Here is a 14,496-nt window from a genome sequence, read left to right on the forward strand (position 1 = left end):
GTTATTTAATGCGTTGAGCCAGAGATACAGTAAATATACCCCACTGATCAATACGCATTGTGATCTTCTCGAAACCAGCATTAGCAACTAATTGATCCATTTCAAGCTGAGTTCGTCGGCGCATAATCCAAGGTTTACCATCACGATGTGAGGTTAAAGCCCTTGCAATAAATTCTAATTGTGGGTGCCAAGGCTGATTAGTATATATCAAATATCCCCCATCTGGTATGGAATCAGCTAGCCCGGCCAACGAATCACCGAGCAATTTATTATCGCTAAAGAGTTCATATAGACCAGAAACCACAGCTAATGTTGGTTTAGTTGATAATTCTGCAAGTTGTTGCCGGCTGAAAGCATCGCCTTTTTCAAAACGAACTAAACTAGTTAAGCCTTTTTCTGATATTAATTTTTGACCGTCACGTACATTAATGTCGCTGTAATCCCTAAGTAATACTGAATTAGGTTTTTCGGCGATTTGATTGATGGTTTCTAAAATATAGCGACCATGTCCCGCAGCAATATCGACAATATCTATAGATTGATTATGTTGGTGTAACTGATTGATAGCCAGTTTTAATAACTCTTCAAGGTGAATTTTACGCTGACGAATACCACGCCAACCAATAGATTGTAAATAAGTATAATCGAAAAACTGTCCAAGTTTAGATGAGCCTGTAGGTTGATTACGATAAACATAATCAAGCGTGCTACCCGAATCAAACCCAGTATCAAAGCCAAGTTTTATCCCGGCAGAAAGTTTACTAGCATATTTTAAATTAGCCTTAATAAACTTCCAGTACCAAGGCTTAATCAACCCTGTTACAGGCATGGCTAAATTATCAGCTTCTAATCTTGTATAACCGACTCTATCTGCATTAATTAAGCATGGTGGCTGTGGTTCGTTGGCAAAACAACCTAAAATAAATCGTCTGGCTCGATCTATAGCAAGCTGACGATCTTTTTCCCCAAAGGTATCATGATAAAAGCCAGGTAATATATGAAACTCTTTTTGCTCAGTCCCTAAATTTTGGTAAAACTGTTTTTGTGGTTTGCGTCTAACCACATAATCAGAACCGGAAACCAACATTTGTGTTGGCACTGTAATGGCATTGGCATCTTCAATTATGCGATCAGACACCGTATATAAATCAATCAATAGTCGTACCGAAATACGTCTGGTAATTAATGGATCTTGCGCAAAAGATTCTGCTCTTTGCTTATCATGAGTTAATAATTTAGGTTTAACATAACTATTAACAAAAAAATTACCTTTAAAATTATATAACAGTTTTAATCCCGGAACGGCTAATGGAACATAAAGTTTAACACTAAAAGCTGGTGAACCTAATACTAACGCGCGTATATTTGGTACATAGTCATGCGCCCAAGCAGCAGCAATAACGGCTCCCACACTTTGAGCAATAACTGCAATATCTTTCTGAGCAATAGAATATTCACGGGTAATATGTTCAATAAAACAGTTAGCATCTTTTACTAAAGTTGCAATATTTTCAGCATCACCACGTTCCCCTTCTGACTGGCCGTTACCTCTAGCATCCCATGCAAAAATTTGGTGATCAGGCAGATCAAGTTCATCAGCTAAATGAGCAACGCGTCCGGAGTGTTCATGCCCTCGGTGAAAAAGGACTATTGCATGAGAGTGATTTGTTGGACTATCTTGTGCTGGCCAGTAGCGATAAAATAACTTACAACCATCATGGCTAACAAATGTTTTTTCTTGCTGTTGACGCATACATTCTCCTAACTATTTAGTAACTTCCTGCAAACCTTTTTTAATGCGATTAACTATTGTGTAAATCAATAACAAACTAATAACCCACAACAAAAGATTGATCCAACTCAAAGGTAATAAATAAGTTGCTATAGCAAAACTAATTACACCAAAGATAAAAGCACGATCACTTTTCCCCATTGGTCCATCATAACGTCTTGAAGCGCCAATCATGACACCTAAAACACCTACAAATTCAGTTAAAAATGAAAGGATAACTACCAATATTATCAAATAACTACTTACTGAATCTATTTGTGCAAAAACCAATAACAAAACGCTGTCAGAGACCACATCACAAATTTCATTTAAGTAAGCGCCTAAATTGGATTTTTGGTTAAATTCTCGTGCTAACATACCGTCAATCGCGTTAAGAGCCATGCGGATAAACATCCATATAGGTATCAGTATAAATATCCATTGAAATTGCGCTAAACAACCAACAAGCAACGCAACTAAAATTGAACCTAAGCAGGCAGTCAATGTTACTTGATTAGCGGTTATATTGGCATCAAAGAGAGATTTCGCATAAGGGCGGAGTAATGATTGAAACTTCGGTTTAAGTTGGTAAATAGATAACACAAGTAATCCTAATCATTTAATACCATTTATCTATTTTAAAATAGATAAAACAGTAATTTTTAATATATCATCATTCATTATACAATTCTTTGCAATTGTGTATATTTTAATGAACTAACCATAAAATGTAATCGATTGAGTACATTCACCTCACCAGCACCATCATCAAAATCCAAATACAATAAATTAAGTTTGGGATGAATGTCACGCATTCGTTTTTCAACGCCTTTAGAAACCACATGATTAGCAATACAACCAAATGGTTGCAAGCTGATCACATTATTAATACCATGTTCAGCAAAAGTCATAATTCCGGCTGGAATTAACCAGCCTTCACCATATTGATTGGCTAAATTCAGAATTTGTTCCGCTTTTTCAGCTATATCTCGAATATTATGAAATGGTTGATAATATTTGAATTTTGCTAAAATTTGGTTAGTTTTATTAATGTACCTTTGGGCTACTTTTTCGAAAAAGTGTAATACAAAAGACAAATAATTTTTAGGCAACAGATAATTATCAATGTTACTATCATAATTGACAAAACATTGAGCAAAAAATTCAATCATTGGCGGAATGACCGGTTCAATACCCTGATCGACTAGCCACTCAATACTATGTTGATTACCAAAGCTGTTATATTTCACATAAATTTCACCAACAATACCAATTTGTGGACATTCTTTATTTAAAGTCTCCACTTGATTAAAGTGATTCACAGCTTCGGCTAAAAGTTTGTAAATAGCCCTTTGCCCTTGATGTTCACTAATCAGTTGCTGTAATTTGCGGGTATAGTACTCTTTAAGCTGATCCGCCTGCCTTTTTACTTTTGCTCTAGGCGCCACTGCATAATACATTTTGGACAACGCATCTGCAAACATCATAGCAAAGAAAGTAATTGGCAATGTTTTTAACCAATTAATTTTAAAACCTGGTTGCTCAATTTCATTAATATTACCAGTACTAAGTGAAATAATTGGTATATCTTCAAAGCCATTACTAATCATAGCCTTTTTAATCAGTGACAGATAACTACTGGCTCGGCATTGACCTCCAGTTTGCGTGATGCCAATAGCGACTTCATCGTGATTATATTTACCCGATCGTAATGCTTTAATGATATCACCAACAATAATTGTAGCAGGATAGCAAATCTCGTTATTACAATATTTTAATCCCCATTCAACTGAACTTTTATCAGGTTTTGGCAAAGTTTCAAGTTTATAGCCCGACAAGGCAAAAATCGGCGATAGTATTGGTGAATAAAAGTCAGAAATAAACGGTGCCAAAATAGTCCGTCTTTGTTTATCTTTTACCTCAAAAACAGCTGTTTGTTTACGTTGAGTAATTTTTAACGGTTGATTACGATTCATGCGAATAGATTCAATAATTGAACGTAAACGTAACCTTACTGACCCAGTAGCGGTAATTTCATCAACCCGAATAATGGTGCAGGTTTTACCTTTTGACTCTAATATTGCTTTACACTCATCAGTAACAATGGCATCAGGACCACAACCAAATGAATTTAATTGCACAAATTGCACATTGTTAGCTTGCTCAGCAACAAAGGTAGCGGCAGCATATAAACGATTCGGATAACTCCATTGCGAACAAATTTGCAGTTCTGGTGACAATTGATTAATTGATCCTAAAACCGAATCTTCAGTGATCACATCACACCCTAGAGCATTTAATATTTCGGGTGTTTTATGATTGATTAAACTGTCACTATGATATGGGCGACCAGCTAATATAAACACGTAGCGCCCCGTTTCTTTTGCTTTATTGAGGACTGCAACAGCTTTATTATATAATGCTTGTTTAAATTCGGCTTGAGCGGCTAAAGCGGCGGTAAAGGCTTTAGTCGCTGCTTTTTTAGTTATACCTAATGACTGTAAATAATCCAAGCAACCTTTTTTAAGTAGTTTAATATTGGTGAAATTAATCACCGGATAATCTAGTGGTACACCATATTTTATTTCTGGATTAATGGCACTATTCATGACTTCCGAATAGCTACTGACAATTGGGCAATTGTAGCTATTGACAGCATTACCAAATTGGGCTGACTCAAATACTACCATTGGCATAAAAATTCGATCTACTTTTTGTTCTATTAGCTCAATTATGTGCCCATGTACCAATTTAGCCGGAAAGCAAATACTATCTGACATTACGGTGCCAGCACCCTTTTCATAAATTCGATGGGTTGAATAAGGTGACAACGTAACATTAATGCCACTTTCTGTTAATAAAGTGTGCCAAAATGGAAAGTTCTCATATTGTCCTAAAACACGGGGAATGCCAATATGAATTTTCGCATCTGGATTAGATTTAACAGTACGATCAAATAGCAAAGCATTTTTATAATCAAACATATTAAACGAATTATTATCTTTATGTTGATTATTACTTAAAAAGCGTTCGCATTTATTACCCGAATAATAACGTTGACCATTAGCAAAGCGATAAATCATGATATCGCAATTATTTTCACAGCCTTTACAGCGTGACGGTTTGGCTTTGTTATCTAGGGCTTGATCTAAATTATCCAAACCAATAAATTGTGATGGAGTACTTTGTTGTTGGTAATGATTTTTTGCTACTAAAGCTGAGCCATAAGCACCCATTAATTCAGGAATATTAGAACTTGCAATCTGGGCACCTGTTAGCTGTTCTAAAGCTCGAAAAACAGCCGGGTTTTTAAAGGTACCGCCTTGTACCACAATATGATCGCCTAACTTACGCATATCATGCAATTTAAGTACTTTATGAATGGCATTTTTAATCACCGAAAAGGCCAAGCCTGCCGAGATATCGCCCATGGTGGCATTTTCACGCAATGCTTGTTTAACTTTAGAGTTCATAAATACGGTACAGCGAGTACCTAAATCACATGGATTGCTGGACTTACAGGCTGCATCGGCAAAATCAATAGTATTAGAGTTAAGTGATTTGGCAAAAGTTTCAATAAATGAACCACATCCCGAAGAGCAAGCTTCATTTAATTCAATATGATTAACTACACCATTAGCAATGAAAATAGCTTTCATATCCTGACCGCCAATGTCCATAACAAAGCTAACATCAGGATCAATATGTTTGGCCGCAGCAAAATGCGCCATGGTTTCAACCAAACCATCATCAATAGCAAAAGCAGCTTTTAACAGTTCTTCACCATAACCGGTCACTCCAGTTCTGGCAATCACAATGTTATTACCTGATGCCGCGATTTCTTGTTTTAATTTAGTCAAACCAGTGATCAATGCGGTAATAGATTGACCATTATTCGGAGCATAATAAGTAAAAAGTAACTCATCATCCTCACTAACCAATGTAATTTTAGTGGTGGTTGATCCACTATCAATACCTAAAAAAGCAGTTTGTTTTTGATAATCGGCTAAATCTACTCTGGGGATCTCAATATATTTACGCTTCTTCTTCCAGTTATCAAACGAAAGTGCTTCATTAAATAGTGGTTTTAATCTGAATGATTCATTTACTTTAACCTTGCTTGAATCATTCAATTTTTGGATCAACTCAGACAATGGTAATTCCGTACGTTCCAACAGATGGATCGCAGCTCCCCAAGCAGATAATAGCGTTGGATGATCTGTTTTGACTATCTGCTCATCAGTTAATTTTAAAGTTTCTAAAGCTGCTTTACCTAAAGTAGGAATAAACGAAAACGGTCCACCAATTAACATCACCTTCGGTACAATGTCATAACCCCTCGCTAGAGTATTAATTAATTGAATACATACTGCATGCAATACCGAATAAGCTATATTTTCTTTAGAAACATTACGGCTAATTAAATTTTGAACATCTGTTTTAGCAAATACGCCACAGCGGGAGGCAATAGGGAAAATTTGATCATGTTTTTTCGCGAGGAGATCGAATTCTTGAACAGGAGTATTAAGCAAGGTTGCCATCTGATCAATAAAGGCACCAGTACCACCTGCACAACTACCGTTCATCCGAATATCCGGAGGTCGATCCGGGAAGAAGAATATCATCTTACTATCTTCACCACCGATATCGATTAGCGTCCTAACTTCAGGGTATTTACGTTGGACGACTTCTGAGGCGGCAACAACTTCCTGAATAAAAGCAATTCCTGCTTTTTCAGAAATCCCCATCCCTGCGGATCCTGTTACTTTAACTGATAAAACTGCATCATCACCAATTTTGTGCTTTATTTCATCTAACAAGTTAAGTACAGTTGCTACTATATGGGTATTATGACGAACATAGTTGGTATAGACAAAATTATCATTTACATCCAAAACGACACATTTTGCCGTTGTTGAACCAACATCCAATCCAAGCCTATATATTTTTGACATAAAACAAACTCACATTCAAAAAATGATTTCTAGCTTATATATCTATTTTTAGAAATAACTCTTCCTGATAATTCTATTATAGAAAATTGATTATAGCTAAAACTTTTTGCTTTTTATAACCAGAATAATAATTACTACAATTATTCATTTGTTTTAATGGATAATTTTAATAAGGATTTATGTTTAGGGATAACTGAGTAATGAAAGTCATTACCAAAACTTAATGGAATGAATCTTAATTTTGTAATCCTTGTTTAGCCATAGCAATGACATTTTTCATATCAATACCTTGAGCCTTGGCCGCAAAAATACAGCCACAATAACATTGGCGATAAACATCGTATTCTTTACATAATTCAATTGAGCGTTTATAGCCGTTATTTTTTTTAAAATCAGAGGGTAAATAATTTACAGCAAAAATTTCTTGGATTTCAAAACCCAATTCATTAATTTTTTGGCTGTTCTTTTTAGGACTGAGGGTTAAAGCACTGGCAAAATAATCATAGCCAAGTTCTTGCGCCTTAATCGCGGCCAGATCTAAGCGCATTTTATAACAAATATGACAACGCTCGCCACCTTCCGGAACATCGCGCAAATGGGCTACTTGTTTAATAAATTCAGCAGGTTGGTAAGGTGCTTCTAAAAACTGCACATTATTACCGGTTTTAGCATTAAAATCGGCAATGAATTTTTGTTGCACCACGCTGCGATATTCATACTCAACACGGGGATGAATGTTGGAATTAGCAAAATAAATAGTAATATCTGCATACTGAGCCAAATACTCCAACACATAAGTACTGCATGGAGCACAACAACTATGAATTAATAGCTTAGGACGAACTGTTGTCAATTGCCAATCAGCAATAACCTCTTTTAACACCGAGTCATAATTAACTTTATTATGAGGGTTTAATTTATCAAGTATATTTTTGGCATTGATTAGCATAAAGGCTCATGTTGATTTTAACAATTAAAGATAATAGCGTCGCTATCATATAGCGATCTTCTCTGCTATTCAAGACAAACACCAGAGATCTTATACTTAAACATATGTCACTCCTGAAACATTTTAACAGGATTAGTATTTTTATATTATTTGAGGGGCAAATTTATTGCTAAAAACACAAAACTAAAAAATCCCACCAAATAACAAATTATTGGCGAAAATATAAATATAATAGCTATTTTTTTCTAATTTGCTTATTTGCTATCAATAAAACAACGCCAATGGTTATCAAAGATATACTTGGATTGAGTACAGAAAAATCATTAACAATTACAAAACCCATACTAATAATGGTGATTACAATACCAATCAATTCTATTAATTTATTATCATTAGCTAATAACAACAATGTTATGCCGATCATAAAACCAATTATGTAAATTATATAGATATAGATAAAAACTAAGATGTAGTAACCATAAAAAAAATCATATTACTAATTAGTACTGCGATTATTAACAATACACTTATTACTTTGACAAATTTATCACTACCAATTAAGGCAATAATACCCATTACAAGAATTCCAATATACAGCCACCAAAATATCAATAAAGATAAAATGAACTCGCCCCAGAAAGTTAAATTAAGTGCCATATTATTTCCTTATTTTATCAATCTTTTTAAGATCAAATTCATTTTATTCAAAATAATGGAGTTACAATTCATAAATCCAACATATGGATTTTTTTCAATAGATTGATTTTATATATATTTATTCACATAAAATTGGAATAGTTTTAAGATTAAAACCAGCATCTTTATATAATTTATATCTGGTTCTGGCTAAGGTTTTTAGATGTTCATTAATCGGGACAAAATCAATTACATCATTATAAACATTTGAAAAATTAGGGAACTGTTCTTGTAAATTAATAAGTAGCTGACGAGAACCATTGCTATGCTTTTCTGGCCAGCAAATTTCTACCGGGGAACCACCTTTCAAACCTTCGCCGACTAAATTATGAGGCACAAAATGATCAGTGTCGAGTTGCCAAAGGTATTCATCAATGCGTTCAGCTTGAATCTGATCTTGGCATGCCACTAACACTCGCAATTTGTTTTGCCAAGCTGCAACTATTTTTTCACAGGCAAGTTTTTCATGGAATAATACCCCAGAATCGCTCGCCTCAGTTGGGTTTTCTAGCAGATAGAAAATCACTTTTTTCATAGTTAATTTAACTACAACTTATTGATCAAGCAGATATTGAATTAACATTGCAACTGGACGTCCAGTTGCACCTTTATTGGCGCCAGATTTCCATGCTGTTCCGGCTATATCCAAATGTGCCCATTGATATTTTTCGGTAAAGTGTGACAAGAAACAAGCTGCGGTAATTGTGCCGCCATCACGGCCACCCGCATTGACAATATCGGCACAAGTCGATTTGATTTGCTTTTGGAAATCTGCATCAATTGGTAAAGCCCAAGCTTTATCCCCTGCTTTATTAGATGATGCTACTAACTGCGCCACTAATTTGTCATTGTTGCCCATTACACCAGTATAATGGTGGCCTAAAGCTACAATACAAGCCCCGGTTAAAGTCGCGATATCAATAACTGTTTTTGGGTTGTAACGCTCAACGTAAGTTAATGCATCACATAAGACTAAACGGCCTTCAGCATCAGTATTAATAACTTCAACCGTAGTACCAGACATAGTCGTTAATATATCACCTGGGCGGTAAGCATTACCATCTGCCATATTTTCACAACCAGCCATAACGCCAACCACATTAATTGGTAATTTTAATTCAGCAACCGCCTGCATAACACCATAAACCGTGGCTGCTCCACACATGTCATACTTCATTTCATCCATACCAGCAGATGGCTTAATTGAAATACCACCGGAATCAAAAGTTAACCCTTTACCCACTAACACATAAGGTTGGGCTTTTTTGTCCTTAGCACCTTTATATTCAATCACCGTCATTATTGATTCATTGGCTGAGCCACGACCAACAGCTAAGTAAGCCTGCATATTTAATTTGGCTAAATCTTTTTCGCCAAAACACGTCACTTTTAATGAGGAATATAATTTACCTAATTGCTTACCTTGCTGAGCTAAATATTGAGCATTACAAACATTGGATGGCATATTAGCTAAAGTCTTAGTTGCAGTAACAGCATTAGCAATAATTTCGCCTTGTAACAAATTATTAGAGACATTAGTAACAGTATTTTTATCCGCCCAATATAATGTCACTTTATTCAAACTTGGTAGTGGTGATTTTTTTGATTTGAATTCATCAAATTTATAAGTCATTGCTCCAACAATTTGTGGAACTTGTTTGGCTAATTCTAAAGCTAATGCCGGATTAACCGTTAACAAATCCCAAGTAATATGTTTTATTTTTTTTGCTAATAACTCTTTAACTACAGCTGCAATAACTTTTTTAGCTTTGTCAGCATCAAATTCTTTAGCTTTACCACAGCCAACTAACAATATTTTTTGGTTTATGCCTTTAACCAATGGATATAGAACTGTGGTTTTAGCTAACTCACCACTTACATCCCCTGATTTAATTAATTGGCTAATTAGACCATCAGTAGCTTGATCCAAATCAGTAACTACATTAGATTGATTTTTACCCTGAACAATTGAAATAACTAAACATTCAGATTTTTGTTTTGTAATAGTAGCAGTGTGTTTTAATAAAAATTCCATAACATGTCTCTTTTGTGAAATTTATCGCGAATAGTGTTATTCTATAGCTTCATAAAGGGATAGCAACAAAAAGATAACTAAACTCAATTAAATCAGATTATAATAGCCAGATTTTATAAAACTTATAGATAGGTAAAATGTGATTCTTCGACGATATTTAGCTAAAGAAACATTAAAAGCGCAAACAGCAATACTGTTTATTTTATTGTTAATTTTCTTTTCGCAAAAATTAATTAGGATTTTGTCTAGTGCTATAGAAGGAAACATTCCGCGTGACTTAATTATGCCATTATTGGTATTAGGTATCTCTAATATGGTGGACCTCATTCTACCTTTAAGTCTATTTTTAGGTATATTAGTAACTTTTGGCCGTCTATATACCGACAGTGAAATGGTGGCGATGTATGCCTGTGGTGTAAAAAAAAGCATCACTTTTCAAGTAGTTTTTTTCCTATGTATCGTTACCTGTGGTTTAACTGCAGTCAATACTCTTTGGTTTGGCCCTTGGTCTAGTGTTAAACAAGATCAATTAGTCGAAAATGCAAGGATAAACCCAAGTTTAACCGGATTATTGGCGGGGCAATTTCAGCAAACACCAGATGGTAATTCTGTCATATATATCGGTAATGTAAGTAATAGCAACTTAGAAAATGTGTTTATTGTACAAACCAATCCTAAACCTGGTCAACGACCGTCAATCATCATTGCTAACAAAGGTAAGACTGGGAATGACAATGATGGTAATCAGATTATTACACTAGAAGAAGCAAATCGTTATGAAGGCAATACTCAATTAAAGGATTTTCGCATCTCCAATTTTCATAATTATTTAGGCGTAATTAAACCAAAAGATTTAAATGCACCCGAAGATCAAGATAAAGTTGAGGCTCAACAACTAGGAATGTCGGAATTATTAACCACCCCGACACTAAAAGCGGAAGCGGAGTTATATTGGCGCCTAACATTGATAATTTCAGTACCTTTAATGGCGTTCTTGGTTATTCCACTTAGTGTTTCTAATGCAAGACAAGGGCGTTTAGCACAAATAATGCCAGCCTTATTGCTTTACCTTATTTACTTTTTATTAGCCAGTTCTATCAAGGCTAATGCCGGTAAGGGACGTTTAGATCCTGCTTTGTGGTTTTATGTGATTAATTTGGCATATTTTGTTATTGCCGTCATTTTGAATTGTTGGGATAACTTATTCATGCGTAAACTTCGATTAAAATATACAGCATCGTAAAGGAGAAATTGATGTTTTCGATTTTAGATCGCTATATTGGAAAAACTATTTTATATACTATCGGATTAAGCCTGTTTTTGTTAATAAGCTTATCGGGTATTATTCGTTTCATCGATCAATTAAGAAAAATCAAAGTTGATTATGATGCTATTTCTGTGGGTATTTATTCGTTATTGATGGTTCCTAAAGACTTAGAAGTATTTTTCCCTATGGCGGCTTTACTAGGCGCTTTAATTGGGCTGGGAATGTTAGCGTCAAGTAGTGAACTCATTGTTATGGAAACCTCTGGATTTAGTCGCTACAAAATTGCTAAAGCAGTAATGAAAACGGCTTTACCTTTAGTTCTTATTACCATGGCAATTGGCGAATGGGTGGCACCAATTAGTGAGCAAACAGCTCGTAATATGCGTTCAGAAAAGATCTACGGTAATTCATTAATGGCTGAACAAGGTAGTTTATGGACCAAAGATGGTAATGATTATGTCTATATTGGCCATGTTGATAGTGACAACTCTATTTCAAATATTAATATCTATTCTGTCGACAACAATAAGTTATTATCAGTAACCCATGCCGCTAACGGAGTGTTCCAAGATGGCGTTTGGAACCTAACCCAAATTGATAAAAATGATTTTACTCAACCTAATAAAGTTATAGGTAGTAATATGATTTCTATGCAATGGAAAACTAATATCACCCCGGATAAATTAAGCATTGTAGCCTTTGATCCTGATTCCCTTTCGGCTTCAGGTCTATATCAATATGCCCAATACTTAGAAAGCTCAGGTCAAGATACTAAATATTATGATCTGCTATTCTGGAAAAAACTAATTAAACCAATTTCCGTTGCCGTAATGATGCTATTGGCATTATCTTTTATTTTTGGCCCTTTACGTAGTGTATCAATGGGGATACGGGTTGTTATTGGGATATCGTTCGGTTTTCTATTCTATATTGCGGATAATCTCTTTGCGCAAATCAGTATTGTAATTGGTATTTATCCAATCATAGGATCTTTGTTAACCAGTTTTGTATTCTTACTAATCAGCTATGCGCTATTCAAACGCAAAAATTAAAATAATCACTAATCAGCAACTAATTAAGCCAATTAATAAAATAAACTGTTTATCCTATCATTTATAGTTAAAGTGATAGGATAAGTGATAATTTTAATCATCGGTAAACAGTTTTAAAAATTCACCATAACCGGCTGCTTGTAACTGCTCTTTAGGTATAAAACGCAAAGCCGCAGAATTAATACAATATCGCAAACCACCTAATGATTCAGGACCATCATTAAATACATGCCCTAAGTGGGAATCAGCATTAACAGAACGTACTTCAGTACGCCGCATACCATAGCTATCATCTTGTTTTTCGATAATATGTTCATGATTTACTGGTTTTGCAAAGCTGGGCCACCCACAACCGGAATCAAATTTATCTAATGAGGTAAATAAGGGTTCTCCCGACACAATGTCCACATATAACCCGGCTCTATGGTTTGCATTAAATTCATTTTCAAAAGGTGGTTCGGTGCCATTTTGTTGAGTTACTCGATATTGTATGGGGGTTAAGGCAGCAATAGCTTTTTGCTTATCTTGATTATTCATAATTCACCTAGCTCGATTAATATTTTTAAGAGTTAATAGATAATACTTCATACTCATCAATTAATGACTTTATAACATCGATTGTAATACTTTATCTTTACAGCAAAAGTAATGATATAAGGCTCCAGCTATATGCATAATCAGCAACAAAACCAATAAGTAAGAACAACTTTTATGCAAAGCGTGAAAGAAGGAATAAAATTCATTAGGCATATCGATAGCCGGAATCGAAATTATGCCAAAAACGTTCAGTGAATGACCACTCATTAGATAACCAGATAAGGGTAAAATAATAAGCAGAATATACAGCATACCTTGAACTGATTTTGACAAAGCACGTTGTAATTTTGCTTGATTAGCTAATACGTCCGGTACCTTATCTTGAATAACCACCACAATTTGCCACACGGTTAACATAAAAATTACCACTCCGAAAGATTTATGTAACAAAAACACGTGACTCATGCCGCCTAAGATAAATGCTGCTTGGATTTTAACAAACATAATCATACTGATTATTATGGTTATCACTGCTGATGACCAATGGAGCCATTTTTGTTTGGTACTGTATTGCGGGTAATCTTGCATTATTATTTACCTTTGGCGTTATTTTTATCCTGCCAATGTTGGGAAATAAACCCAGAACGACCGGACAACTGATAATAACGATTATAATGTTGCGGCTGTTTTTTATAATATTCTTGGTGATAATCCTCAGCTGGGTAAAATGCCACCGCCGGCTCTATTGTTACATTAATTGGTTGCGTAAAGCGCCCGCTAGTTTGTAGTGCTTGCTTAGAGGCTAACGCTTGTTTATGTTGTGACTCATTATGATAAAAGATCACTGGTCGATAAGAATTACCACGATCAGCAAATTGACCATTAGCATCAGTAGGATCGATTTGTTGCCAAAAGATCTCAAGTAAAGTGTTATAACTAATTATATTTGGATCAAACGTAATTTGTACCGCTTCAGTATGCCCGGTATCACCACGACAAACTTGCTCATAAGTGGGATTAACCACATGACCACCGGTATAACCGGAAATAACACTAATCACCCCATCATAACGATCAAAAGGTTTTACCATACACCAAAAACAACCACCAGCAAATGTTGCTTGTTCATATTGTGGCATCATAACCTCCAGTTAAATCTTAATAAAAAAAAATCGTTTTGCTCACCCATTTGTTACTAACACTATTAACCAACCACTGAAACAAATAATTGCTA

Annotated in this window: 12 protein-coding genes; 2 read left to right on the plus strand and 10 right to left on the minus strand. The window is 35.0% G+C overall.

Annotated features, from left to right (window positions below):
* Position 1: 1 nt before the first annotated feature.
* From A9G12_RS03265 to A9G12_RS03300, 7 genes are all read right to left on the minus strand, one after another.
* Entirely contained in the window at positions 2 to 1,753 is a 1,752-nt protein-coding gene (locus tag A9G12_RS03265; protein WP_065564434.1) for a bifunctional alpha/beta hydrolase/class I SAM-dependent methyltransferase, read from the minus strand.
* A gap of 12 nt (positions 1,754 to 1,765) precedes the next feature.
* Positions 1,766 to 2,374: a CDP-alcohol phosphatidyltransferase family protein gene (locus tag A9G12_RS03270; protein WP_065564435.1), complete on the minus strand. Its 609-nt coding sequence runs from the start codon at positions 2,372 to 2,374 to the stop codon at positions 1,766 to 1,768.
* A gap of 77 nt (positions 2,375 to 2,451) precedes the next feature.
* The gene (locus A9G12_RS03275) at positions 2,452 to 6,726 is read right to left on the minus strand and encodes an acyl-CoA dehydratase activase-related protein (protein ID WP_065564436.1); all 4,275 of its coding nucleotides are present in this window, start codon (positions 6,724 to 6,726) and stop codon (positions 2,452 to 2,454) included.
* Positions 6,727 to 6,961: 235 nt separating this feature from the next.
* Positions 6,962 to 7,675 (minus strand): epoxyqueuosine reductase QueH, encoded by a 714-nt coding sequence (locus A9G12_RS03280; RefSeq protein ID WP_065564437.1) that lies wholly within the window; start codon positions 7,673 to 7,675, stop codon positions 6,962 to 6,964.
* 462 nt (positions 7,676 to 8,137) lie between these two features.
* Positions 8,138 to 8,332, minus strand: coding sequence for a hypothetical protein (locus tag A9G12_RS03290; RefSeq protein ID WP_065564439.1), 195 nt, complete (start codon positions 8,330 to 8,332; stop codon positions 8,138 to 8,140).
* Between the two features lie 118 nt (positions 8,333 to 8,450).
* The gene (locus A9G12_RS03295; protein ID WP_065564440.1) at positions 8,451 to 8,906 is read right to left on the minus strand and encodes a DNA polymerase III subunit chi; all 456 of its coding nucleotides are present in this window, start codon (positions 8,904 to 8,906) and stop codon (positions 8,451 to 8,453) included.
* An 18-nt stretch (positions 8,907 to 8,924) separates the two neighbouring features.
* Entirely contained in the window at positions 8,925 to 10,406 is a 1,482-nt protein-coding gene (locus A9G12_RS03300) for a leucyl aminopeptidase (RefSeq protein WP_065564441.1), read from the minus strand.
* Between the two features lie 139 nt (positions 10,407 to 10,545).
* On the opposite strand from A9G12_RS03300, the gene lptF reads away from it, so the two are divergent.
* Together lptF and lptG are read left to right on the plus strand one after the other, a co-directional pair.
* Positions 10,546 to 11,649, plus strand: a complete 1,104-nt coding sequence (lptF, locus tag A9G12_RS03305; RefSeq protein ID WP_065564442.1) for an LPS export ABC transporter permease LptF — start codon at positions 10,546 to 10,548, stop codon at positions 11,647 to 11,649.
* An 11-nt stretch (positions 11,650 to 11,660) separates the two neighbouring features.
* Positions 11,661 to 12,725: an LPS export ABC transporter permease LptG gene (lptG, locus tag A9G12_RS03310; RefSeq protein WP_065564443.1), complete on the plus strand. Its 1,065-nt coding sequence runs from the start codon at positions 11,661 to 11,663 to the stop codon at positions 12,723 to 12,725.
* A gap of 93 nt (positions 12,726 to 12,818) precedes the next feature.
* Here the strand turns inward: lptG and msrB are convergent, their stop codons facing one another.
* The 3 genes from msrB to msrA all read right to left on the minus strand — a co-directional run bounded on the left by msrB (position 12,819) and on the right by msrA (position 14,404).
* The gene (msrB, locus tag A9G12_RS03315; protein ID WP_065564444.1) at positions 12,819 to 13,262 is read right to left on the minus strand and encodes a peptide-methionine (R)-S-oxide reductase MsrB; all 444 of its coding nucleotides are present in this window, start codon (positions 13,260 to 13,262) and stop codon (positions 12,819 to 12,821) included.
* A 69-nt stretch (positions 13,263 to 13,331) separates the two neighbouring features.
* Positions 13,332 to 13,850 carry a cytochrome b gene (locus A9G12_RS03320; RefSeq protein ID WP_065564445.1) on the minus strand — a complete coding sequence of 173 codons (519 nt, stop codon included), beginning with the start codon at positions 13,848 to 13,850 and terminating at the stop codon, positions 13,332 to 13,334.
* Between the two features lie 2 nt (positions 13,851 to 13,852).
* Complete coding sequence (gene msrA / locus A9G12_RS03325) at positions 13,853 to 14,404, minus strand: peptide-methionine (S)-S-oxide reductase MsrA (protein ID WP_065564446.1); 552 nt, start codon at positions 14,402 to 14,404, stop codon at positions 13,853 to 13,855.
* Positions 14,405 to 14,496 lie beyond the last annotated feature (92 nt).

Source organism: Gilliamella sp. wkB112 (assembly GCF_001690685.1).
Lineage (GTDB): Bacteria > Pseudomonadota > Gammaproteobacteria > Enterobacterales > Orbaceae > Gilliamella > Gilliamella apicola_J.